General features: G+C 56.6%; 19 protein-coding genes. 7 read left to right on the top strand and 12 right to left on the bottom strand.

Annotation, left to right across the window (positions count from 1 at the left end):
- Window position 1: 1 nt before the first annotated feature.
- Window positions 2-1,420: a circularly permuted type 2 ATP-grasp protein gene (locus tag ACR0CU_RS03240; protein ID WP_170445215.1), complete on the bottom strand. Its 1,419-nt coding sequence runs from the start codon at window positions 1,418-1,420 to the stop codon at window positions 2-4.
- 107 nt (window positions 1,421-1,527) lie between these two features.
- Between ACR0CU_RS03240 and ACR0CU_RS03235 the strand changes: the two genes are divergently transcribed.
- Window positions 1,528-1,650, top strand: coding sequence for a hypothetical protein (locus tag ACR0CU_RS03235; RefSeq protein ID WP_302478126.1), 123 nt, complete (start codon window positions 1,528-1,530; stop codon window positions 1,648-1,650).
- Window positions 1,651-1,657: 7 nt separating this feature from the next.
- Here ACR0CU_RS03235 and ACR0CU_RS03230 read toward each other — a convergent pair whose 3' ends face one another.
- The gene (locus ACR0CU_RS03230; protein ID WP_367647503.1) at window positions 1,658-2,563 is read right to left on the bottom strand and encodes a LysR family transcriptional regulator; all 906 of its coding nucleotides are present in this window, start codon (window positions 2,561-2,563) and stop codon (window positions 1,658-1,660) included.
- A gap of 110 nt (window positions 2,564-2,673) precedes the next feature.
- Here ACR0CU_RS03230 and ACR0CU_RS03225 point away from each other — a divergent pair, with 110 nt between their 5' ends.
- Both ACR0CU_RS03225 and ACR0CU_RS03220 read left to right on the top strand, forming a co-directional pair.
- Entirely contained in the window at window positions 2,674-3,522 is an 849-nt protein-coding gene (locus ACR0CU_RS03225; RefSeq protein WP_480642447.1) for a TauD/TfdA dioxygenase family protein, read from the top strand.
- Between the two features lie 51 nt (window positions 3,523-3,573).
- A complete protein-coding gene (locus ACR0CU_RS03220; RefSeq protein WP_480642445.1) occupies window positions 3,574-4,608 on the top strand; it encodes a zinc-binding dehydrogenase in 1,035 nt (344 codons plus the stop codon).
- A gap of 200 nt (window positions 4,609-4,808) precedes the next feature.
- Here ACR0CU_RS03220 and ACR0CU_RS03215 read toward each other — a convergent pair whose 3' ends face one another.
- Window positions 4,809-6,368, bottom strand: coding sequence for a fasciclin domain-containing protein (locus tag ACR0CU_RS03215; protein ID WP_170366846.1), 1,560 nt, complete (start codon window positions 6,366-6,368; stop codon window positions 4,809-4,811).
- 212 nt (window positions 6,369-6,580) lie between these two features.
- Here ACR0CU_RS03215 and ACR0CU_RS03210 point away from each other — a divergent pair, with 212 nt between their 5' ends.
- The gene (locus tag ACR0CU_RS03210; RefSeq protein WP_480642444.1) at window positions 6,581-8,320 is read left to right on the top strand and encodes a type I secretion system permease/ATPase; all 1,740 of its coding nucleotides are present in this window, start codon (window positions 6,581-6,583) and stop codon (window positions 8,318-8,320) included.
- A complete protein-coding gene (locus ACR0CU_RS03205) occupies window positions 8,317-9,642 on the top strand; it encodes an HlyD family type I secretion periplasmic adaptor subunit (protein ID WP_170445203.1) in 1,326 nt (441 codons plus the stop codon). The genes ACR0CU_RS03210 and ACR0CU_RS03205 overlap by 4 nt, the downstream gene beginning before the upstream one ends.
- Window positions 9,643-9,835: 193 nt before the next feature.
- Here ACR0CU_RS03205 and ACR0CU_RS03200 read toward each other — a convergent pair whose 3' ends face one another.
- The 3 genes from ACR0CU_RS03200 to ACR0CU_RS03190 form a co-directional block, all read right to left on the bottom strand.
- Window positions 9,836-10,054 carry an alpha/beta fold hydrolase gene (locus ACR0CU_RS03200; RefSeq protein ID WP_170445200.1) on the bottom strand — a complete coding sequence of 73 codons (219 nt, stop codon included), beginning with the start codon at window positions 10,052-10,054 and terminating at the stop codon, window positions 9,836-9,838.
- Window positions 10,055-10,597: 543 nt separating this feature from the next.
- Window positions 10,598-11,674, bottom strand: a complete 1,077-nt coding sequence (locus tag ACR0CU_RS03195; protein ID WP_170357433.1) for a PLP-dependent cysteine synthase family protein — start codon at window positions 11,672-11,674, stop codon at window positions 10,598-10,600.
- A gap of 113 nt (window positions 11,675-11,787) precedes the next feature.
- Window positions 11,788-13,320 (bottom strand): phospholipase D family protein, encoded by a 1,533-nt coding sequence (locus ACR0CU_RS03190; RefSeq protein ID WP_170445194.1) that lies wholly within the window; start codon window positions 13,318-13,320, stop codon window positions 11,788-11,790.
- A 982-nt stretch (window positions 13,321-14,302) separates the two neighbouring features.
- Between ACR0CU_RS03190 and rsgA the strand changes: the two genes are divergently transcribed.
- Together rsgA and ACR0CU_RS03180 are read left to right on the top strand one after the other, a co-directional pair.
- Window positions 14,303-15,385, top strand: coding sequence for a ribosome small subunit-dependent GTPase A (gene rsgA / locus ACR0CU_RS03185; RefSeq protein ID WP_170445190.1), 1,083 nt, complete (start codon window positions 14,303-14,305; stop codon window positions 15,383-15,385).
- Complete coding sequence (locus tag ACR0CU_RS03180; RefSeq protein WP_170389567.1) at window positions 15,372-16,157, top strand: VOC family protein; 786 nt, start codon at window positions 15,372-15,374, stop codon at window positions 16,155-16,157. Before rsgA ends, ACR0CU_RS03180 begins: the two co-directional genes overlap by 14 nt.
- Before the next feature lie 528 nt (window positions 16,158-16,685).
- Here ACR0CU_RS03180 and ACR0CU_RS03175 read toward each other — a convergent pair.
- The 6 genes from ACR0CU_RS03175 to ACR0CU_RS03150 form a co-directional block, all read right to left on the bottom strand.
- A complete protein-coding gene (locus ACR0CU_RS03175; RefSeq protein WP_170445187.1) occupies window positions 16,686-18,374 on the bottom strand; it encodes an ABC transporter ATP-binding protein in 1,689 nt (562 codons plus the stop codon).
- A complete protein-coding gene (locus ACR0CU_RS03170; RefSeq protein WP_170339892.1) occupies window positions 18,371-19,285 on the bottom strand; it encodes an ABC transporter permease in 915 nt (304 codons plus the stop codon). Before ACR0CU_RS03170 ends, ACR0CU_RS03175 begins: the two co-directional genes overlap by 4 nt.
- A complete protein-coding gene (locus ACR0CU_RS03165; protein ID WP_170445184.1) occupies window positions 19,282-20,250 on the bottom strand; it encodes an ABC transporter permease in 969 nt (322 codons plus the stop codon). Before ACR0CU_RS03165 ends, ACR0CU_RS03170 begins: the two co-directional genes overlap by 4 nt.
- Entirely contained in the window at window positions 20,251-21,804 is a 1,554-nt protein-coding gene (locus tag ACR0CU_RS03160) for an ABC transporter substrate-binding protein (protein WP_170339896.1), read from the bottom strand.
- A 55-nt stretch (window positions 21,805-21,859) separates the two neighbouring features.
- A complete protein-coding gene (locus ACR0CU_RS03155; protein WP_170357425.1) occupies window positions 21,860-23,434 on the bottom strand; it encodes an ABC transporter substrate-binding protein in 1,575 nt (524 codons plus the stop codon).
- A 541-nt stretch (window positions 23,435-23,975) separates the two neighbouring features.
- Window positions 23,976-24,392 (bottom strand): MerR family transcriptional regulator, encoded by a 417-nt coding sequence (locus tag ACR0CU_RS03150; protein ID WP_170528118.1) that lies wholly within the window; start codon window positions 24,390-24,392, stop codon window positions 23,976-23,978.
- Window positions 24,393-24,403: the final 11 nt, after the last annotated feature.

The following is a 24,403-nucleotide window of genomic DNA, read 5'->3' as shown; positions in this document are numbered from 1 at the left end:
GTCAGTCCTCCAGAACCCAGGTGTCTTTGGTCCCGCCGCCTTGGCTTGAATTCACGACCAGAGACCCTTTTTTCAGCGCAACGCGCGTCAGGCCGCCGGGGGTGATCTCGATCCCATCCGGGGACACCAGAACAAACGGCCGAAGATCGACATGCCGGGGGGCAAGTCCCGAACGGGCGAAAATCGGTACTGTCGAGAGAGACAATGTGGGCTGCGCGATATAGTTCGACGGCCGCGACTTGAGCTTGTCACGGAAGGCCGCAATCTCTTTCTTGCTGGCGGTCGGACCGATCAGCATCCCATAGCCGCCCGACCCGTGCACCTCTTTGACGACAAGAACGGACAGGTTGTCCAATACGTAGGAAAGCGACTCGGGGTCGCTGCAGCGCCACGTAGGAACGTTTTTGAGCAGAGGCTTCTCACCCGTGTAGAACTCAACGATTTCAGGCATGTAGGAATAGATCGCCTTGTCATCGGCAATGCCCGTGCCCGGCGCGTTGGCGATCGTGATGCCCCCAGCCCGATAGACGTCCAGAATGCCGGGAACGCCCAGCGCGCTGCCCGGGTTGAAATTCAGCGGGTCCAGGAAATCATCGTCAACCCGGCGGTAAAGAACGTCGATTGGTTTGTAACCTCGCGTGGTACGCATGCAGACGCGCCCGTCGACAACCCGCAGGTCGTGGCCCTCGACCAGTTCCACGGCCATCTGATCGGCCAGAAACGCATGTTCAAAATAGGCTGAATTGTAGATCCCCGGAGTCAATACCGCGACGGTCGGCTCGCCATCCGCGCAGGCCGGCGCACTGGCCGCAAGCGAGCGTCTCAGATTGCGGGGGTAATCGGATACATTGCGCACATTCGTCGCGCTGAAAAGCTCGGGGAACATCTTCAGCATGGTTTCCCGGTTTTCGAGCATGTAGCTGACCCCGGACGGCGTACGGGCGTTGTCTTCCAAAACGAAGAACTCGTCTGGCCCGGTACGCACCAGGTCGACGCCGACCACATGGGTGTAGACCTGCCCCGGCGGTGAGACACCCAACATCTGCGGCAGGAAGGCTTCGTTGCTGGCAATCATCTCTGCCGGCACGCGACCGGCACGCACGATTTCCTGACGGTGATAGATGTCGTGAAGAAACGCATTGATCGCCCGAACCCGCTGTTCAATGCCACGTTCCAGTCGTTGCCATTCGCGCCCTGAAATCACGCGCGGAACGATATCAAATGGGATCAAACGTTCTTCGGCCTCGGTCTTGCCGTAGACGTTGAAAGTAATCCCCGTCAGCCTGAAAACTTCTTCGGCTTCGCGCTGTTTGGCCCTCAGCCGTGAGACATCTTCCGCATTGAACCAACGTCCGATCTCTTCGTAAGGACCTCTGAGAGATCCGTCGCCGTTGAACATCTCATCAAAATACTCGCTCATACGAGAAGTGTGACGATCAATTCAAACTTTGCAAGTTGTACGGGCTTTTCCAGTTGGCGGCCTTCCAAGAGATGCACAGTTTTCGAGCGAACAGCAGCCGCCCGTCGATGACGAAACTGGTTCTGGGTGCAGCGAAAATCATCGCCGCCACTCTACCGGCTTCTGGCGTCAATGACGTGCAGCCACCAAAGCAATTCTCGAAAGCAATCAGGGGCTACGGCTCCGCCTGAGAACCGACTAGGTTCCCACCGCATCCAGCAGCGCACCCCGGACAGCGTCTACCATTCTGGCACGGGGTGACATTGCCACACTCGCAAGACCGACGATGCGTCGGGGTCCGAACTGCTCCAGAGGAATTTTTTTGAGCCGCAAATGGTCATAAGACGCCAGACGACTGTCAGGTATGATCGAGACCCCGAGTTCAGCGGCGACCATGCTTGATATTGCCTCGAGGCTTTCAAGCTCCATGGCGTCTTTGACTTCTATGCCCATCCTTTGCAGCCAGGTCTCGATCTGCCTCCCCACAACCGCGTCGCGAGTGAACCGGATAAACGGCAGTGCGCCGAGAAGCTCTTCGGGAGAATGATCCGGAGTGTTTTCCGAGACGAGCAGGACCAGTTTCTCGGTCACGATTTCCGAGAACTCCAGCGACTTCGGCAGGATATCCGGGCGTGAGATGATTGCTGCGTGAACCTGCTTGCGGTCCAGTTGCAACAGCAGCTGATTGGTCAAGCCCGGAACAATTCTGACACGCACGTCAGGATGTTCTGACTTCAGCCTTGATAACGCAGCAGGCACCAAACCCGTCAAAGTCGTTGGAACTGCACCCAAGATAATCTCGCCGGCAAGTTCCTTGTCCGATCTCACCTTGTCGGCTAGGCCATCATACGCGGCAACGACCGCCGCCGCCTCTTCGACAAGCATGAGCCCCGCACTGGTCAGTCTGGGTGTCTTGGCCGACCGGTCAAACAAGTTAAGCCCCCACATGGTTTCAAGATTCCGCATCTGATGGCTTACCGCCGACGGCGTCAGATGCTCGGCCTCCGATGCGGCTCGAAAGCTTCCATGCCGATGTATTGCGATCAAAGTTCGCAACGCTCGAATGCTCATCCCAAAGACCTCGCCACCTTCGTCCGTTTCCACGAAAGGTGAGAGATTTTCACCGATGGATCAAATCATTTTCGTTTTTGTTTACATTTTTTGATCTGTACCCTGCGTAAAACAGACCAATTAAACAGCGCCCCGAGGTCCCCATGGTTGCCCCAAAGTCCAACTCCTACACGTCCATCGTTGCCAAGCCTTTCGCTCCGAACCTCGGGGCCGAGATCTACGGGGTCGATTTGAGCCAGCCTGTGCCCGACGACCAGTTCGCCGAAATCCGCGATGCCTTTCACACCTATCAGGTTCTGTTCTTCAAAGAGCAGAAAGAGATACCGCCTGCGCAGCACATAGAGTTTGGGAAACGCTTCGGGCCGCTCCACGCACACCCCGCAGCCCCAACGATGGAAGGATATCCGGAGATATTCGAGATCCATGCCACTAAAAATTCAAAGGTAGCCAACGGTGAGTTCTGGCACTCGGACGTGTCATGTGATGAGACGCCTCCATTGGGAACAATGCTTCAGATCCACATTGCCCCTCCTTGCGGCGGGGACACCATGTTCAGCGATATGTATGCGGCTTACGACGATCTGTCCGAACCGATCAAAAGCATGCTCGACGGACTGTCCGCCCTCCACAGCTCCGAACACATCTACAAGGGCCGGTACAGCGACCGGGGCCAAAAGGACGCGGATATTGATTGCCCCGAAGCAATTCATCCGATCGTCCGAACTCACCCCGAGACAGGACGAAAATCGCTGTTCGTCAACCGAACGTTCACAACGAAGATTATCGGCTTGTCGGACAAGGAAAGTGAGGCGATCCTCAACATGCTTTTCGAGCATGCCGAACAGATCAACTATCAAATCCGGTTCCGGTGGTCGCTCAACGATATGGCCTTTTGGGACAATCGTTGCTGTATGCATCGCGCCATCTGGGACTATTGGCCCGCGGAACGAAAAGGGCGGCGTGTAACCGTGAAAGGCGACCGACCCGTCTAGTTCTGACCGGACGGGATTTCTGGGTCTACGAAACCATTTTGGGAGCGCGAAGTGCGAGCTGCAGTCGTCAGAGAGTTCAACGAAGACCTTTCGATTGAAACGGTACCGGACCCAACCTGCCCCGACAACGGAGTGGTCTTGGAGGTCGCCGCCTGCGGCGTGTGCCGCTCGGACTACCACGGCTGGTCCGGTGCCCACCCGAAAGTTCAAAACGGCTCCATTCTGGGGCACGAGTACTGTGGAACCGTTGTCGAGGCCGGGTCGAATGCGAAACACAAGGTGGGTGATCGCCTCATCGCCCCATTCATCCTGGGCTGCGGCAATTGCCATGCCTGTCAAACCGGAGTGTCGAATACCTGCGCCAACCAGATCGTTCCCGGATTTGGCGCACCGGGCGCCTATGCGGAATATGTTGCGGTGCCTTTTGACCATAACTTGGTTCACTTGCCAGACACACTCTCCCCTGCCCTCGCCGCCGGCCTTGGCTGCCGCGTCACCACCGCATGGCATGCTTTGACGGACCGAGCAGACGTTGCTGCGGGCGAATGGGTTGCTGTTCATGGAACCGGAGGAATTGGTCTGTCTGTCCTCTTGCTTGCGAAAATGCTAGGATGCCGGGTTGTCGTGGTGGATGTGGTCGATGAGAAACTCGAGCACGCAAAACTCCACGGCGCGGACGCGACGGTCAATGCATCCAAAGAGGATGCGGCGACCGCGATCCTGGAAATCACCGGTGGAGGAGCGCAAGTTTCCATCGAAGCTCTGGGCATCGAAACCACGACGAACGCTTCACTGGAGTGCCTCGCGATCTTGGGCCGTCATGTGCAGATTGGGATGCCGTCGGATGACGGTTGGATGCGCATGAACATGCGCGCGATATATTCCAAACAGCTCTCGGTTTTTGGCACCCGGGGCATGCCGTCCTGGAAGTACCCGCGTCTGCTTGGCCTGATCGAGCGGGGTGACGTAGACATACAGCCGATGGTGGCCAGAGAAGTCCGCCTTGAGGATGCCAGCGGTGAGCTTCGCGCGATGCGTGGCCCGACCTCGCCGGGCACCGCTGTAATCACGAGTTTTCGACCTTGATTGGGTGCCTGCGTCTTGCAGGATGCACGCAGGCCAAAAGGCTAAAAGTGTTGAAAATAAATAACTTAAGGCAAGTATCGGCGTTTGCCCCGGCTATCGCCACACACGCCGAAAACACTGTTCCCGAAAAATATTGTGAAGCCGTTTCAACAAGAAAAGCCCGCCCAAACAGTTTTGGTCAGTTCAGGCGGGCTAGCCTATCAGAGAATGAAATCACCTTCGTCTAGGCTGCTGGCGCGGACGCCGAACAACGAGATTTCCGTGTCTCCCAAATCGATCTTGGTCTTGAAGAAACGGCCGCTGATCGCATCCTCGACCTCCTCATAGTCTGTGAAGCCATAGGCGCTGAGGTCGATCTTGTCGCGACCTGCGCGAAAGCCGAACACAGTGTCATGTCCGCCGCCTTGTTCGAAGACGAAGCTGTCAGAGCCCGAGCCGCCGATGAGTTTGTCGTTTCCGGCACCGCCCGCGATCTCGTCATTTCCACGGCCGCCGAAGATGATGTCGTTTCCACCCTCGCCGTTCAGGGTGTCGTCACCCTTGCCGCCGAAAACCTTGTCCCGACCGTCACCGGCGAGAACCAGATCGTCACCACTTCCTGCGAAAACGATATCGTTGCCGCCCTTGGCATCGATCAGGTCATTGTCCCGACCTGTGCGGATGACTTCGCGCCCATCGTCTCCGATGACGAAATCGACTGCCCCTGAACCGTCAGATTGCAGTAGATCGGCGGGCAGCAGAACGCCGTTCAACACATGGATCACACCGTTAGACGCCTGAATGTCGGTCGCGATGAGGCTTGGATCCTGAACGTCCGGATCGGCATCGACTAGGGTAAGGGTCTCGGCATCCACACCAATCGTTCCGCCCTGGAGCGTTTCGATTTCCTCAGACGCAAGAACTTGGCTGGCCTGCAGGCTTTCACCCGAGACATGGTATGTCAGCACCGTCGTCAACAGTTCGATGGGATCGTTTCCGCCGTTGAGCAAACGCAGTGCGTCAACAAGGTATGCAAACGCTCCGCCCTCATCGCTGCCTTCGTATCCCAGCGAGTTCGAGAGCGCGATAAACGCGTCATCGGTCGGCGCAAAGGCGGTCAGGTCGGCATTCGGGTCATTAAGGGCGCCCGCCAGATCAGCCGCGATCAGGGCTTCTCGAAGAATGTCGAAATCACCCCCGTTTTCGTCAAAGCCGGATGCACCGCTTATCGCAAGAACGGTTTCGGTGATCGTCGGAGCGTCATTGCCTGGCAGATCGATCGGCAGCAGAACGCGATCAATCACGTGGACCACGCCATTGTCCGCCTGGATGTCTGTCTGCACCAGCGACGGGTTGATGAGGTCCGGCTCCAGATCGCCAAGTGTCGGCAATTCGGACGCATCGATCACTCCGCCCTGAAGTGAGGTCACCGAACCCGCCGACGCAATCTCGGACGAACCTTGGGTGCCTGCTGCAACATGATAGGTGACGATCGTCTCAAGCAACGTTGCGGTTTCGACCGGATCTTCGTTCAGAGAGGTCAGAAATGCGGTTACGGCTGCGGTGTCAGTAACGTCGCCCGCAAAACCCAGATCAGCTGCGAGCTGCCCGAATGCCGCGTTTGTCGGGGCAAAAACCGTGTAGGTCGCAGAAGGGTCACCAGCCGTTCCACTGAGGACACCGAGGTAGTCAGTCCCCTTCTGGTCATCGATAAAACCTATTGCTGCGACAAGAATGCTAAAGCTTGGATTTCCTGCGGCAATTCCTGCAATTGTCGTCATAATTTCCTCCACCTGAGATTTGCAAGCCAACGATTGGCTTACCGCTGGTACGGAGCGCACAGGCCGTTCGGATCAAATATTTCTGAATCACGATATGTCCCCGGCGGTGGCGCGTAGAGCGTTCCCGGGCTCGCTGAGGCCGAAACCAAAAACAAATCCAACCGGGTCAGATCAGCGTATCGATCATCAGTTGAGAACAAAGGTGACGGCCAATGGGAAAACCCAAATTCGTAGTTGAAACGGGGCGTCAGGAACTTCGCGAAGTGCGTCGGCAAAGCTGGCGGCTGTACGTTTTTGTCGGTGTTCTCAGTTGCTTCACCAACCTTCTGATGCTGACAGGGCCATTGTACATGCTGCAGGTGTACGACCGGGTTTTGGGCAGCCGATCCGTGGAAACGCTGGTCGCTCTCTCGGTGCTTGTTGCGTTCTTGTACGGCATTCTGGGCCTGCTTGAATATGCTCGGGGAACAATTTTCGGACGCGTCGCGGCACGTTTTCAGGCACGGCTTGACCGTCGGGTATTCGAGGCGGTGCAGCGCAAAGCCTCGGTCGCTCCGGACGATCAAACGGAAACCGGCCTGCGCGATCTTGAGGCTGTTCAGCGGCTTTTGTCTTCTCCGGTTCCAATGGCCTTTTTCGACGTGTTTTGGACTCCCGTCTTCCTCTTGGGCATCTGGATATTCCACCCTTGGCTTGGTGCTGTCGCCGCGCTGGGTGGCTTGGTCATCTTGGCACTGACCGGCTTGAACCGATTTTTTTCGGCACGGCCCATGTCGAATGCCAGCCGCGCTGTCGCCTCGTCCGAAGCAATGTCCAACCAGTTGCGGAACGAAGCCGAAATCGTTGAGGCGATGGGTATGCGCGATGCGACCTTCACGCGGTGGAAGGCCTTGCGCGACCGGGCGCTGAAGGAGCAGATCCGCTCGGCTGACGTAAGCGGCAGCTTTGCCAACGTAACAAAGACTTTCCGGTTGTTTTTGCAGTCGGCCATCCTTGGTGTCGGTGCATTTCTTGTGCTTCAGGGGGAACTGACTGCAGGCGCAATGATTGCCAGCTCAATCCTGCTGGGCCGGGCGCTGGCACCGATGGAGCAGCTTGTGGCGCAATGGCAGTTGGTTCAGACCGCAAAAAGAGGCTGGGACAATCTGGCCGAACTGCTCGGCACCGTACCCCCCGAACGTGTGAATACGCGACTGCCGAAACCCAAAGCCAAGTTGGTTGTTCAAAACCTGACCGTCTTTCCGCCGAACTCACGGCAAGCCGCTCTGAAATCCGTTTCCTTCAACGTGAACCCCGGCGAAGCAGTTGGCTTGATTGGGTCGTCCGGCGCGGGGAAATCCACACTTGCCAGATCCTTGACTGGCGTATGGCGTCCGCACAGCGGCACGATCCGGCTGGATGGCGCCGCGCTGGATCAATACGGCTCGACCGAACTTGGCGGCCTCATCGGCTATCTTCCGCAGCGGTTTCAGCTGTTCGACGGCACCATTGCCGAAAACATTGCCCGAATGGCGCCCGAGCCGGACGATGCCGCTGTCGTGGCAGCCGCAAAGAAGGCAGATGCGCATGAGATGATACTACGGCTCGCTGATGGCTACGACACCTACGTATCGGCAAACGGAGGGCAACTGTCCGGTGGTCAGATGCAACGTATCGGCCTTGCCCGCGCAATGTACGGCGACCCCGTTCTGCTGGTACTGGACGAACCTAATTCAAACCTCGACGTCGAAGGCAGTGCCGCGGTCAATCGCGCAATTGAAGAGTTCAAGGCAAACGGAAAATCCGTGTTGATCGTGGCTCATCGACCGGCCGCAATCCAGGAATGCGACAAGCTGATAATGCTTGAAAACGGCACCGTCCGGGACTTCGGCGCCAAGAAAGACGTTCTTCGGAAACTCGTTATCAACCACGAACAAATCGCAAAAACCGCCAGACAGGGAGGCCTGAAATGAAACCGGAACGGTCCGACGTAAACTCATCCCTTTCCTGGTCAGCGCGCGGGCCAGTGCTCGTGGGCCTCGTGGGTCTGATGCTGTTGCTTGGGGGCTTTGGATATTGGTCCTTCACGACCAATATTGCCGGGGCAATCGTTGCCAGCGGTCGAATTGAAGTCGATCAAAATCAACAGGTTGTGGAACACCCCGATGGCGGCGTGGTCGCCGAGATACTTGTCGACGAAGGGTCCTTGGTCGAGGCCGGTGATGTCCTGATCAAGCTGGCGTCCAATGACCTTGCCACCAAATTGGCGATCGCCGAAAAAGAGCTTTACGAACTTATGGCCCGCCGTGGTCGTCTTGAGGCGGAAAGAGACGGAACCGAAGAAATCAGATTTGATCCCATACTTCAGCAAGCCGCATCTTTGGACATCGACATCGCGGACTTGGTCTATGGGCAGGAACGATTGTTCGTGGCGCGCAAGCAATCCATCGCGCAGGAGATTGATCAGCAACTCAAAAGGGTTGGTCAGATCGACAGTCAGATTGTCGGGATTGATGCTCAAAAACTGGCGCTTGCCACCCAGCTGGACCTGATACGAAAGGAACTGACGGATCAGGAGTCCTTGTTTGAACGCGGGTTGGCCCCCGCATCCCGCGTTCTGTCATTGCAACGGGAAGAAGCACGCCTGAGCGGCACGATGGGTGATCTGACTGCCCGTATCGCGGAATCCGAGGGGCGAAAGACCGAAATCGAGATTCAAATCCTCAAGTTGCAAAGCAAACGCCGCGAAGATGCCATTACCCGCCTCAGGGACCTGCGGTATCGGGAACTGGAATTACGCGAGGAAACGACGAATATCGCAGAGCGTATCGCCAACCTTGAAATCACGGCGCCGGTCTCTGGGGTCGTACATGGATTGAACATCTTCAGCCTTGGCGCGGTTGTGAAACCGGCTGAACCGGTATTGTACCTGGTTCCGCAGGATCGTCCGCTGATCATAAGTGCCCGCGTCGACCCCATTCACGTCGACCAGATGTTCGTCGGACAAGATGTCGTTTTGCGCTTTTCTGCCATGGATCAGCGCAAAACGCCCGAATTGACAGGACGGGTCACCTTGGTTTCTGCGGATGCGTTCGAGGAGGCTTCGACAAACCAGACTTACTACACGGCCGAGATCGCACTGAATGCCGGAGAGCAAAAAAAACTGCCCGCGGAAACACCTCTGGTCCCTGGAATGCCGGTCGAAACCTTCATACGGACGCAGGACAGAACACCGATTGCCTACCTGATCAAACCGTTCAGTGACTACTTTGCGAAAGCGTTTCGTGAGACTTGAGTGTGGGCTCCGTGTCGCCGTCAAATCAAGCCACGAGCGATTCACATAGGTCTTTCTGGCCCTGCGCGGAAAACCCGTGCGCTGCGACTGGCACGAAGATAAACCCGCTTGGCTCTTGAATAAACGCCAATGAAACTTCAACAGCCCGAACTCGGCTGTTTCCTGCAGAGCGCCCTGCCGCCTGCAGTGCCCATCACTCCAGAAAGTCGGAGACCAGAAGCTGGAATAGTTCAGTTTTCTCGGCATGAACCGCATGGGCGCAACCCGGCACGACCGCAAGCGAGGTCTTGGAGATTTCTTGCCAAAGCATATGCGTCTGGCTCCATGGATAAGTCCGATCCCGATCGCCCCAAAGCACAAGTGTTTCCTGCCGGATTTGGCTGAGGTTCTGCTCTCCGGACCAAGAGTGCATCGCGTCCAGGCCGGCGTTTATTGCAGCCAGTTTGCTTTGCGCGGCGACGGCGGCGCAGTGCTCAAACCCTTGTGCGGCTTCACGTTCCAGAAACCAAGTTGCAGCGATCCGAAGGGCGGCTGTGGCAGGCGATTTCCTGAGACAACATGACGCCCATCGAGCGCCCCAAAAGGTGATGCCACGCCAGCCTGAGATCGCGGAGGTGCTGGATCCCCCAATCCGCCTTGCACAAGGGCACCCAAAAGCCTTTCAGTTGACGGTGCAAATTCTGTACTTCCCTCGAAGAAGCAAATCTATTGTCAACGATACGCTTTGTCGATCGACGCTTCAGGTCAGCATTCCACCGCACAGACGCGGCTTTGACACAGGAAACTCGGCGGCCATCGGTTGAAGTCCGCTCAACTTCTGAATCGCAACCCAACCGGATCGTTTGACCGTCTGGCCATGCATTGCGGCAACCACGCTGTCCGCAGACTTTCATACGGCATCAACGCTACAGATCGAACGTTCTAAAACCCGGATAAATTAGCAACGAGACCTGGCTCACTCAGACGGCATTTGCGCCGTTGGTGTCGACATGGAAATCGCTCGTTCCTCATCCGTCATATCTTCGGCAATCCCATCAAAGAGCGGTGTCGAAAGATACCGTTCGCCTGTGTCGGGCAGCATCACCAGCATCACCGATCCGTCCGGGGCGCTTTTGGCCACTTCCATTGCGATGGCAAATGTGGACCCCCCTGAGATTCCGGTGAAAATCCCCTCCTCTGCGGCCAGACGCCTGGACCAGGTGATACCGTCCGCTCCGGCGACGGGAAGCAGTTCATCATAATAAGCATTGTCCAGAGCTTCCTGAAGCACATACGGGATGAAATCGGGCGTCCAACCCTGAATGGGATGCGGCTCGAAAGCCGGATGGCTCTCAGTAGGCTGATGGGCCTCATTGCGGGTGTTCACGTAGCCAGACCCGACAATCGCAGCGTTTGCAGGCTCGGTCAGGATGATCTTGGTGTCAGGGCGATCGCGCTTGAGCACGCGCGACACGCCCGAAACGGTACCGCCTGTTCCATAACCGGTGATCCAGTAGTCAAGCCGCTCTCCTTCGAAATCACTGAGTATTTCCCTCGCTGTCGTGGCCTCGTGGATGTCGGCGTTGGCGCTTGTCTCGAATTGGCTGGCGAGAAACCAGCCATTTGCCTCGGCCAACTCCTTGGCCTTGGAGTACATCCCAAAACCCTTGAGCGCACGAGGCGTCAGCACAACCTTGGCCCCAAGAAACCGCATCAACCGGCGGCGTTCCACCGAGAAGCTGTCAGCCATAGTGACCACAAGCGGATAACCCTTTGCGGCACATACCATCGCAAGACCTATCCCGGTATTTCCCGAGGTAGCCTCGACGACCGTTTGCCCGGGTTTCAGCCGACCTTCCCTTTCGCCCGCTTCGATGATGTTCAGCGCAAGGCGGTCCTTGACCGAGCCCGCGGGGTTGAAGGCTTCAAACTTGACGTAGACCGTCACGTTGGCCGGAGCGATTTTGTTGATGCGAATGCACGGCGTGTTGCCGACCGTGTCCAGGACGCTGTCATATAAACGGCCGCGCCCGGATGTGGTTCGAATTTCCATGTGCCCCTCCTGCTTATCCACTTTTCTTCAAATGCGAAGAAGACTGCCACAAGCGCGATGCAATTGATAGAACGTCAACAGCACAGTAGAGGAACGGACCTTCTCCCACGCTACTAAAGCTGAGAGCCGATTGGCAAAATACTGAAAAATCCAGCTACGATATGATCCCAAGCCGAACCCGTTGGCTCTGAGTCATATTCAAGGATTTCTCCGTTCTCGCCCCGGGTTCTCCATTTGAGTTGGCCAGCACTCTCCAGCGTCACATGATATGTATATGCTGGAAGCGCATCGTCCAAAGCACCCATGGTTTGTGCGGTCAACGCCGGAGAGTCGATGAGAATGCCCATTTCTGTGTTTATGTTGACTGAACGAGGGTCCCAATTGAACGAACCGACAAACAGATATCTGTCATCGACAGCGAACGCTTTGGAATGAAGACCGGACCGAGATTGAGCCCAGTTTATTCCACGACGTTGGACCTGATAAGCGTCAGGTCGCAATTCATAAAGCTCGACCCCACCGCGCAGCAACGCCCGGCGTTTTTTGGCGTAGTGCGCATAGACTGGTGCTACGTCGTTTGAAGCAAGCGAGTTGGTTACGACTTTGACTTCGACACCTCGATTTTCCAGTTCGGTCATCCACTTCACGCCGTTGTTGCGTGGCACGAAGTAGGCCGAAACGATATTGACCTCCCTGTCAGCACCTTCGAAATACGGCAGCAGTTGCGACGCAAGAATTGGATCTGAGTTATCAAGCCCTGCGGCTTTGGAAGGCGGATCGGCGTAGAGTTTTGCGGGCACCCAATCCAAGGAAAGCGTTCCGTCTGCAAAATTCTCCCTTGCGGATTTTCTGAGAGCTTCGCCGTACTGGGTCTGCTTTGCCGCCTCCACAAGCTCATTCAGTCTGCTTCGCGCTTGGCCAAGCGAAAATTCTTCAGGTTGCCCGACGACCACGCGGGCCGGAACCGCGAACTCACTGTTCCAATATTCGTCAAAGCTGTGTGAAACTTCATTTACGACAGGACCGGCTGCCAGAACATCCAGATCCGCATAGTTCATTTCCTCCCGTGCCAGGAAGTACTCGGCGCCGATATTCCGGCCACCGACAATTGTGAACACGTTGTCTGCGGTCATCGACTTATTGTGCATTCTGCGATTGATCCGCTTGAAATCCGTGAGCCCGGCAATGATCAGGCTTTGGTCGCGCCAGAAAGGATTGAACAGACGGATTTCAATATTCTCGTGGTAGTCCAATGCGGCTGTCATCGCGTCGTATCCGGATGTGTCCATGTCATCCAAAAGCAAGCGAACACGTACGCCTCGATCCGCCGCCTGCAAAAGGCTGGCCGCAAAGAGGTGACCTGTCGGGTCGTTATTCAAAAGGTAGTATTGAGCGTCGATCGATTGTTCAGCCGCTGCAGCGAGTAGAAGCCGTGACACCAAGGCTTGTTCGCCGTCGCTGATCAATTTGACACCGGACCGGCCGTCGTTGGGGTCCCCAAGCCGGGTCGCCGTCTGCCCAAGTGTGCTGTTTGTCCTTGCCGAGAATGAAACCGAATTGGTTTTCTCATATGTACGAACTTTTGGGGCACAAGCGACAAGAGCGAATGTGCAGAACGCACAAAACATGATTGTCCAAGGCTTCATCGACTTCCTCCGCTCGTCACCCATAGGTGACTACGCCAAGAGGCAAGAATGCAAGTATGTTCCGAGAAAGGTGGGGAGGTTTCCTGAAGTAGTGTCGTTCCAGAGGAATTGCGGCTCAAAGCCAGCCAGCCGGTCACGACTGAAAATTTTTTCGGCTGACGAAGCGCCCTGTCCACAATCGAAAGACAATCTGTTCGTCGCTGAATGGTTTCTTCGGTATCGCCAGACTCCCTTGTTGCCAGAAATATACCCAAAATTTCGCACTCGGTTCGGACCAGTTTCAGGGGTCAAGACCACCCTCTCGGCGCGCCCGGAAAAAGATGCACGATTCCAGGGGTGCTTTTCATCAACGGGATCGCAGTGTCGCGAAAAAAGCGGCCAAACTCGTCTTCTTTACCTGACCGCGTCGTCACCTGAAAAATTCGCATGATCATACATCCGTCCTCCCAAAGGTGCAGTTTCTGAATGTATGTGTGCCTCGCACGATCCAGCTTAGCGTACTCGATACCGAGTGTCAGATTATGGCTCGGAGCAGTCGCTTATAGTCCAATTCGACAAGCGCATTGCGGACGAAGCCACCTACTATTCAGCTTGTTGCGGTGTGTGATAACGGCCCAAGGAGGACCTTGGGGAAATTTTGACCCGGTGCCGTCAACTGCTGTTTCTAGCACAAAAGGCTGCTACGCGGGTAAAGCTCACACACTCTTCTTCGTGTTGAACGGTTGCTGCAGAGAAGTGACGAAGTGCGCCAAATCACCGGTCAACTGTTGTGTTCTGCCCGCGGTCTTCCTATGTGCACTTAATCGGAAATGGAGATTTTATGTCCCGGTAAGGAAGGGAGGCAGCGCGCCTCCCGGAGCATATTCAAAATCTGAAGCACCGCCGTCGCTTTGTTGCCGACGGAGTGTTTTGATGTGCGCACTCTTTCCTACCATCAGCGCCCAAATCTGACCTGGGCCAGAGACATGAAAGTGAACACCCTATGACAAGGGATTACTCCGACTTCCTTCCGCTTCGCGCAAGCGACGCCGGATCGCACGCCAATCCCAGCCCTCTTCAGGCATTGGGATGGCAACCGTTTTTCGCCCAACAGATCAGCGTAGAGGACTTGTCGGCGACACCTCCCGTTCGCGTTGTCGAAGTGCATCGCAATGGGCTGCATGTCGTCGGTGACGGCATAGATACGGTACTTCCGCCGGGAGCCGACGCAACTGTCGGAGACTGGCTGATGCTGGACTCCACACGTCCGCGCTCCAGTCGGGTTCTTGAGCGCACAAGCCTCATAAAGCGGCGTGCGCCCGGAACCGACCGGCAGGAACAACTGATCGCGGCGAACATTGATACGGCCTTTATCGTCACGTCTTGCAATCAGGACTTCAAGGTGGCCCGGCTCGAACGCTATGCAGCTCTGGCTTTTGAGGCACGGATGACACCCGTCATCGTCGTCACAAAGACCGACCTCGTGACAGACCCGCAGAACTATGTCGACGCGGCTCGCGCGGTATCGGACATGATCGACGTGGTCGCCCTTGACGCCCGCGGAGACGCGCCCCGGACAAAACTGCTTCCCTGGTGCAAACCCGGCAAGACGGTGGCGTTTCTCGGCTCATCTGGTGTTGGTAAATCAACGTTGGCCAATGCGCTGCTCGAGAGTCAGTCCATTGAAACCCAAACCATTCGTGAGGACGACGCAAAGGGGCGGCATACGACAACGCGGCGCGAGCTTCATGCGATGCCCAATGGCTGTCTGGTCTTGGACACTCCGGGCATGCGGGAACTGCAGCTCACCGATGCAGCGGAAGGTATCAATGATCTTTTCGCCGACATTCAGGAGTTGGCCGCGCAGTGTCGATTCAAGAACTGTCAGCACGATTCTGAGCCGGAATGCGCTGTTCTGAAGGCTATCGATGAGGGTGTTCTTGATAGCGATCGGCTTCGCAGATGGCGCAAGCTCATGGCCGAAGATGCGTTTAACTCGGCGAGTCTTGCGGAACGCAGGTCGCGCGACAAGGCGTTTGGGAAGATGGTCCGCGGAGTCAAAAAACTCAAAGATGTCAGGAAGTAAGGCGATGACACAGTCGAAAGCCGGTCAAATCGTATGGCATGACCTATTCACACCGGACAGGGCGCGCTCAATGGCATTCTACCAGCACGTCGCCGACTGGTCTTATGAAGTCGAGCGGGCATCGGATTTTGCATGGGGTGGCGGCGAGCAGGATTTCGTCCTCGCCCTCTCCGGTGACGAAGCGGGCGCGGGGTTAATCGAGACGCCGCCGGAACAAGCGAATGGCTGGGTCGCCTACATCGAGGTCCCCGACGTGGACCTGGCGGCCAAGCGCGTCGACACGCTCGGAGGCCAAGTTGTTCGGGAGCCATTCGAGGTGCCGGGCGTCGGGCGCAACGCACTCGTTCGCGATCCGCTCGGCGCGTTGGTGGGGATTTCGCTGTCTCGGCACAGTTTCCCCGTGCCGAGACGGCAGTTTGGCCCTGAAGTGTATATCGGCAACGGTGATGACTTTCCGCAAGCGTTCTACATCGAACTCTTCGGATGGCAGGTGTCTCCCGACCGGGACCAGGATTGCGCCACTCTCCTCGGGCCTCGGGGCCGTCTTGTTGCAATCCAGCATGCCGCGACTTGGGCAACCGCCTCAAACGCATCTTGGGTACAGAGCCTAAAAGTTGCTTCAGTCCCTGACGCCTTCCGTGCCGCTGAAACCAAAGGGGCGCATCCGGCCTCCTTGAACTTAAGCGAATCCGTTCAAGCTCAAATCCCCATCCTGTGTGATCCGGACGGAGTGCCGTTTGCGTTCGGCGGCAAGCAGGCAAACCCTTTCTAGCCACCTGCAGATTCTATTCAGGAACTGCAGAGCGGATATTTTCCGCTCTGCAAGGTCCGGAACTCAGCGCTTATGCGCGCTAGTGGACAGTGTATTGGTTGGAATCCAGCCGCAGACTTGTTTCTGAGGTCAGTTCTCCGATGCTTTGGTCCGGCATAGGGGGTGTGTGCCGTAGCCGCTCGGTTTGAAACCAATGACCGACACCTAGTCCCCTACAAGTCTCGCGTACTGCCGTGTCGAGATGTTTGGTGAGGCGCGGAAAGCTGTCTTTCAAGGGGTATCCTGAATTCTGAAGTCGCAAACCGTATTGCTGCCGTCGGCTGTGACCTCGACGCAGACCTCATTGATCGAGATTGCATTTCATCTAGCTTCGTCCAGGTCCGAAATTGGGTCGACAACGAATACTAGACGCCTTGCGATGGAGCCAATTCAAGTCGGTGTTTGAATTCAAACTACCGTTGATTGCTTGCGCGCGTACCTCTCAAACAACTTCTTCTGGAAAACCGATGCAAGACCAAACCGTTAAGGTTATGCCAATTGCTTTAGCCGTGGCATCAAATCCAATAGTTCCCGTGTATACGGATGCTCGGGAGCTTCGAACAACGCGTCCGTCTCCTGAACCTCAAGCAGCTTCCCATGCCGCATCACGCCCACCCGGTCACACATCTGACGTACGACAGGAAGATCATGGCTGATAAAGAGCATAGTCAGGCCCAGATGCTCCTGCAGGTCTTTGAGAATGTTCAGGATTTGCGCCTGAATGGATACGTCCAGGGCGCTGGTCGGCTCATCGCAGATCAGAAAACGGGGCTGAGTTGCGAGGGCGCGAGCAATACAAATGCGCTGACGCTGCCCACCGGAAAACTCGTGTGGATACTTGCGCCACGCGTCCTTGGCCAGGCCAACCCAGTCAAGCAGTTCGCGCACGCGCGGTTCAATTGCGGGCTTGGGCAGGATTTTGTGATGATGGATGGGCTCGGCAACGAGGTCCCCGACCCTCATGCGGGGATTTAGGCTGGAGAACGGGTCTTGAAAGATCATCTGGATCTGGCGGCGGTAGGCTTGCAGGGCCTCTGCCTCCATCACTGTGACGTCTTCGCCATCAAAGATCACCCGACCACCGTCCACAGGATAGAGTGTTCCAATCATCCGGGCGACTGTAGACTTGCCAGAGCCACTTTCGCCGACAAGGCCAAAAACCTCACCGTCGCGAATGTCGAAACTCACCTGATCGACGGCAGTGAAGTACTTGCGTTGCGAGGGCAGCAGCCCGCCCTTTTGGAGGAACGTTTTAGTAATGCTTTCGATTTCCAGCAGTTTGCCGGATTTCGACAGATCGGTCTTTTCCCAATGGGCCGCCAGATCGTCGATCTTGAAGGTTCTTTCCCGCTCGCCATAATTGACCACTGGGAAACGCTCTACTTTGGTGTGCGGGCGCGGCACGGCGGCAATCAGAGATTTGGTATACTCATGTTTCGGTGCGCCGAGGATCTGATCGGTCGTTCCGCTTTCAACCACATGACCGGAATACATCACGGTAACCGAGTCCGTGGTGTCGGCGATAACGCCCATATCGTGGGTAACGAGGATCACGCCGACCTGACGCTCTTTCGCCAGTTCCTTGATCAGATCCAACACCTGCGCTTGGACAGACACATCCAAGGCCGTTGTGGGTTCGTCCGCGATCAGAACGCTGGGCTCGGTACAGAGTGCAAGCGCGATTACCACCCGCTGACGCATCCCACCGGAAAACTGGTGCGGATACTGGTTGAAACGGTCCGCCGGGTCGGGGATGGACACGCGATCCAGCAGAGAAATGGCGCGTTTTTTGGCCTCGGAAGCGGACAGGCCGAGGTGAAGCTGGATCGTCTCGACCAATTGCTCACCCACTGTGAACAACGGGTTCAGCGAGGTTAGCGGGTCCTGAAAGATCATCCCGATCTCTTTGCCCCGGATTCGGCGTTTGTCCTCGGCGTCCAGTTCGTCAATCCGGCGACCGTTCAGCCAGACCTCACCTTCGGAGACATGGGCCGGGGGGTCCAGAAGGCCGATCACGGCGTTGCCGGTCATGGACTTGCCAGCACCGCTTTCGCCGACAACGCCCCGGATCTCGCCAGGATGCAGGTCGTAGGTCACATGCTCGACCGGCTTGAAGATGCCGTGGCGTGTGGGGATTTCCACTGTCAGGTTGCGGATCGAAAGAACGGGATCGGTCATTTCAGCCTCGGGTTCAGAACGTCACGCAGCCAGTCGCCCAGCAGGTTCACACTCAGCGCCAGTGCCAGCAGGGTGCAGGCCGGGAAGAACAGGATCCACCACTCGCCCGAGAACAGGAATCCCTGCCCAATGCGGATCAGCGTCCCCAGCGAGGGCTGGGTCGGTGGCGCGCCAACGCCAAGGAAACTGAGCGTCGCCTCGGCAATGATCGCCAGCGCCAATGAGATAGTCGCGATCACCAGCACCGGTGACAGTACATTGGGCAGGATATGGCGCAGCATGATGGTCAGCGGGCTTTGTCCGATGATGCGCGCGGCGGCGACGTAATCTTTGTTCTTCTCAACCAACGTTGCGCCCCGGACGACACGAGCGAACTGCACCCAATCGGACAGTCCAATGGCCAGGATCAGCACCCAGATCGCCATCTGGTCGCGATACTCCACCGGGGTAATGCCTTTGGCGATCCCAAAGATCAGCATGGCCAGAAGGATCGATGGGAAAGTCAGCTGCACATCCGCCGTGCGCATGATGATGGTTTCGGTCCAACCGCCGAAATACCCTGATAACAGGCCCAGAATGATCCCCAGAACCATCGCGAACAGAACGGCCGCCACCCCAACGAATAGCGAGATCCGCATTCCGTAGAGGATGGTCGAGAACACATCACGCCCCTGATCGTCTGTGCCCATCAGGAAGGTTTCGCCTGTAAAGGCATTGGGTTCCATCGGCGGGGTGAAGCCGTTCATCAGGTTCAGGCTGGCCGGATCAAACGGGTTTGTCGGCGCAATCAGTGGTGCGAGGATCGTGGCCAGGATCAGGATCAATGCCACTGTCGCCGACACCATGGCGACAGGCGAGCGGCGGAAGGCGTAGAACTGGTCGCTGTCCAGAATGCGTTTCACACGGCTCATGCGCTGACCCTCAGGCGCGGGTCGATGAAGGCGTAAAGGATATCGACCGCAAGGTTGATGGTGACAAAGATGACCGAGATCATCATCAGGTATGCTGCCATGACAGGGATATCCACGAATTGGATTGCATTGATGAACAGAAGGCCCAGGCCCGGCCACTGAAACACTGTCTCGGTGATGATGGCAAACGCGATGATGGCGCCCAGTTGCAGGCCGATAATGGTAATGACCGGGACCATAGTATTCTTCAGCGCATGGCGGAAATTGATGGTCCGGTCACTCAGCCCACGGGCGCGAGCAAAGCGGATATAGTCTTGCCGGAGTACTTCCAACATCTCGGAGCGCACCAGCCGCATGATGAGGGTCATTTGGTATAGACCCAATGTAATCGCTGGCAGGATCAGCGCCTTGAGGCCACTGCTTGTCAGCAAGCCGGTGCTCCACCAACCCAGGTCTACGACTTCTCCGCGCCCAAAGCTGGGCAGCCAGCCAAGTTCGACCGAGAAGATGTAAATCAACAGGATTCCGATCAGGAATGTCGGCAGGGACACCCCGATCAGAGATGCTGACATGATGAAATTCGCTGCAAACCCGTCTCGCCGGATTGCGGTGAACACACCCAGCGCGATGCCCAAGACTATGGCAAACACGGCTGAGACCAGCGCCAGTTCCAACGTTGCCGGAGCGCGTTCGGCCAGGATTTCCGCGACCGGACGCCCTTGACGGAAGCTGACGCCGAAATTGCCCTGTACCGCTTCCTGCAAAAACTTCACATATTGCACCGGAAACGGCTGATCGAGCCCCAACTGCGACCGCAGACGTTCCACATCTTCCATGGTCCGCTCTTGCCCCAGCATGTTGTCGATCGGATCTCCGACAAAGCGGAACATGGAAAAGGCGACCAGGCCCACGACGAACAGAACCAGCGCCGACTGAGCCACACGCCTGATAATGTATGACAGCATTTAGTTGACCGTTACCCAGCGCAGAAGGAAGAAGTTGTCGGGCCGTTGTGTCAGCTCGATATTGCTGCGCGCGCCCCAGACCAGCGGTTGAACGTAAAGCGGTACATAGGCCACCTCATCGTGCAGGATACCTGCCACCTCGTCCAGCATTGCCTGACGTGTGGGTTCGTCAATCTCGGACTGGATCAGCGGCAGCAATTCATCCACGCGAGCGTTCGAATAGCCGCCAAAGTTCCACGACCCCAACTTCTTTTCCTCATTTGGGGTCGAAGCGAGGAAACGCACGGGATGCTCGGCATCGAACGTACCGGGTGACCAACCCAACAGATACATATCAAAGTTGTCGGCCCGCAGTTCAGGCCAGTAGTTCTGAACCGGCATCGCATCGAGCGTCACGTTCAGCCCGGCCTGAGACAGCATGGCGGTGATCGCCTGGCAAACGGCTTCGTCGTTCAGGTAGCGATTGTTGGGGCATTTAAAGCTGATCTCAGCCCCCTCAGCGCCAGCCTCGGCCAGCAAAGCTTTGGCACCCTCGGGATCGTAGCCATAGGGGTCCGCATTCGCAGCCGAATAGCCACGCATCGCGGGACTGACCAACTGGCTCGCCACCTCAGCATTGCCGCGCATGATGGTTTGCAGGATGGCTGGAACGTTGACTGCCTTTGCTACCGCCTCGCGGACGCGCACATCCCGGAAAAGGTCCGAGCCACCCTGCCCGGCTTCGCTCGAGCCTTCCTGCTGATCAAACCCCAGCATGATCACGCGCGCTTCGACGCCCTGAATGACCTTCACATCCGGACTGCCTTGCAACCGAGCCACATCCTGAATTGGGACCGGGTTGATGAAGTCGACATCTCCGGACAACAAAGCCGCCAGAGCGGTTGCCGGGTTTTGGATTGGCACCAATTCAGCGCGGGTCAGGTTGTGTTCTGCTGTGTCCCACCAGCCGTCGAACGGCTCCAGAACAGTGCGCAGGCCCGGCTCTCGCGCGGTGACTCGGAAAGCACCGGTGCCATTGGCGTTCAGGGTCGCATAGTTGCCCGATTCTTTGTCAGGGAGTGCTGCGTCGTTTGCCTCGGCCCAGCCGCTATCCATGATCATCCAGTTGGCAATGCTGTCCGGGAAAATCGGGTTCGGCGCAGTGGTCATGACATCGACGGTATAGTCGTCAACTTTCACCACCTCGCTGACGGGCGCGAACCAGCTGCGGGTGTCCGAATTTTCGTCAGACGCCCGCTGGTACGAGAAGATCACGTCATCCGCATTGAATTCAGAACCATCATGAAACGTTACGCCCTCGCGCAGTTTGAACCGCCATCCGGCTCCATCCCCGATGGTCTCCCAACTCGTGGCCAGCGCCGGTTCAATGGTCATGTCCTTGCCCCTGCGCACAAGCCCTTCGTAGACGTTATTCAAGAAACCTAGAACCGGGGCAGAGTTGACGGCATGCGGATCCATTGTTTGCGGGTCCGTTGTAACGGCAAACGTGAACTCTTCGCCTGCGACGGGCAAGGCAAGCGCGCAGAATAGCGCGGCAGTGGTCAGACGTTTCATGATAGCTCCCACTCTTTGGTGGCGGGCCTCGCATCCCGAGGCCCGGCCACGTTTCTTACTTCAGGCCAAAATGCTTGACCATAGGCTGATCTTCGGGATCAACGTTGATGTCCAGGTTTTCAGCCATACCCCAGTTCAACACTTGATGGTGGATCGGGATATACAGCTGTTCATCCTGCACCACGCGCCAGATCTCGGCGATCGCTTGATCTCGCGCGACGAGATCCGTGTTCGAGGCCAGCGACTTGATCTTGGCATCCAACTCATCATTGTCATACCCGGTGCCGTTCCACGTCCCGATGTCGCTTTCACGACCATGGACCAGGAAGTTGAAGATGTATTCCGAGTCATACGTCGGAACGCCCCAACCCAGCATGTAGAAATCGGTCTTTCCGTCCGTGATCAGCGGGAAATGTTGTGCTTTCGGTTTGGCATCCAGATTCACAGTGATGCCAATCTGACCCAGCATCCCGACAGCGGCCTGACAGATACCTTCGTCATTGATGTACCGGTCGTTGGGACAATCCAGCCGGATCGAGAATCCGTCCGGATAACCCGCTTCGGCCAAAAGCGCCTTTGCACCTTCAACATCCGTGCTGCTTTCACTGTCCATCTCGGCAGTCCAGCCGTTCACGAACGGCGGGGCGATCATCCCGGCAGGTTGCGACTGACCGCGCATGACCACCTGTTGGATGGCATCTCGATTGATCGCTTTGGACATGGCCCGACGAACGCGGACGTCGGCAAGTGGGTTCTTGCCATCGACGTTATCTGCCTCGATGTCGTCCGCGCCCTGGTTCATTCCAAAGAAGATCACCCGGTTTTGCGGCGCTTGTTTGACGACCAAACCGTCGACGGCATTCACCCGGTCCAGGTCCTGCACCGGCATATCCTGAAGGAAGTTCACCTCGCCCGACAGCATCGCCGCAACGCGGGTCGCGTCATTCTGGATCGGGGTATAGATGATTTCGCTGATCGCCATCGGGAACTGATCACGCCCCCAATAATCTTCGTTCCGCTCCATCACCGTTTTGACGTCCGGTTCGCGGCTGACCAGTTTGTAGGGGCCGGTTCCATTCACATTGACGGTCGCAAAGGTGATCTCACCGCCTTCAAAGTCCTGAACGTTGACCGCGTTATTCGCCTCGGTCCAGCCCTTGTCCATGATGAACAGGTCGGTGAGGTTCGCAGGCAGAATGGGGTTCGGACCGTCCGTCTCGATCTCGATCGTGTGGTCGTCGACAGCGCGCACCTCGACAATCGAATTGATCAGTTCTTTCATGTCCGAGTTCGGCTGCTTCGCACGGTTGATGCTGAACACCACGTCTTCTGCAGTGAAATCGGCGCCGTCATGGAATTTCACGCCCTGACGCAGGTTGAACACCCAGACATTCGGATCGCTCTCGCTGGGGGCCCAATCGGTCGCCAGCGCAGGCTCAAACGCACCGCTCGTATCCCGAATGATCAGAGGTTCATACATCTGGTGGCGCACGGTATGCGTCGGCCCTTCGTTCTGCGAATGCGGGTCGAGCGTCAGCGCATCCCCCGAGCGCGCCCAACGCAGAGTTTCGGCACTGGCCAAAGACGTCGTCGTCATCAAAAGCGTCAGTACGAGTATTGGATTTTTCATTATTTTCTCCCATGTTGCAGCCGTTTAACCGCATTGAATTCACGATACCGTGTCGCAAATTTCTGTTAACGTTATGGTTGCGGATAGCATACCAACTGCGAATGCATGTCAATCGTTCAACCTGGTATTGATTTGCTAACCACAAGCGACAGGGGTCTTCAGGAGGACAGCCACTCTCCCAAAGAACACCGCATCAAGTGTCTATTACTCAGACGAGACGAACACAAACCGCAATAATCAAGCTTCATAGTCCGGTAAGTAAATCCAGATAGCGTTGACGGGAACTGCGTTGCTCAGAGTCTGGATAATTGTCCGCTTCGTTAAGCGATTGCCACGCTCTTTCGACCTGATGCCAGATTTGCAACCCTCCCGAGGTGCTTTCGCTCATTTGCAATTCGCACAAAGCGGTCGTTTGAGCAGATCACACCAACGACATATTAGGTCCGCACAGCAGACACTGAAAAGACATGCGACGTTCGTCTGCTCTGCGGACTAAGCTGCCGTTGACTTTTGGCGGTCAAATGTCCGCTTTCTCGGTGTTTTAGTGGTCTCGGTCGCACAAGTCATGGTCGGCCAACGATGCTAATACGTAGCAGTCTTCGGAAACGCCTTCACCATTGCAGCCCTTTGATATCCGGCTGAGTTCCTTTTCAAGTGTTCGGAGGCGTTTGATCTTGGCGCGGACCTCTTCAAGTTGAGATGTTGCGATATCCGTCGCAGCCTCGCACGACCGGTCGGGGTGCTCTTGCAATTCGATCAGCGAAGAAATTGCTTCAATTGAAAACCCAAGATCACGCGCGTGGCGAATGAAGCTCAGCCGCTCTAACCCAGCTTGATCGTATCGTCTTTGGTTGCCTGACGTGCGCTCTGCCTCGGGTAGTAGTCCCATTTCCTCGTAGTACCGGATGGTCGGAACTTTGACCTTTGTGCGCTTAGAAAGCTCGCCAATGGAAAACATGGAGAAACCTC

It is taken from the genome of Ruegeria sp. BC2, assembly GCF_056539245.1.
Note: the sequence above shows the minus strand (reverse complement) of the source record. Positions and strands in the feature narration are given on the sequence as shown.